General features: G+C 61.3%; 1 pseudogene. It reads right to left on the bottom strand.

Annotated features, from left to right (window positions below):
• Positions 1-235, bottom strand: a pseudogene (locus AAEY75_RS17155) (serine O-acetyltransferase); the annotation flags it as partial.

The following is a 235-nucleotide window of genomic DNA, read 5'->3' as shown; positions in this document are numbered from 1 at the left end:
CACCGCACATGCCCTCCAGCTTGCCGTCCACCGCCTGCAAATGATCAAGCAATTGACCAATGGCGCGAGCCACCGGGTCGGGCATGTCTTCACTGACGCCGTAGGCATCGAAGCCAATCTTCTCGGCCATTGCCTTGCGCTTGGCCTCTTGCTCATCACCGACTTGCGGCTTGACGATGATGCGGCCTGGAATACCCACAACCGTGGCACCCGGCGGCACAGCCTTGGTCACCAC

Origin of the sequence: Psychrobacter sp. TB55-MNA-CIBAN-0194, from assembly GCF_040309505.1 — a bacterium.
GTDB classification, from domain to species: Bacteria; Pseudomonadota; Gammaproteobacteria; order Pseudomonadales; family Moraxellaceae; genus Psychrobacter; species Psychrobacter fozii.
Note: the sequence above shows the minus strand (reverse complement) of the source record. Positions and strands in the feature narration are given on the sequence as shown.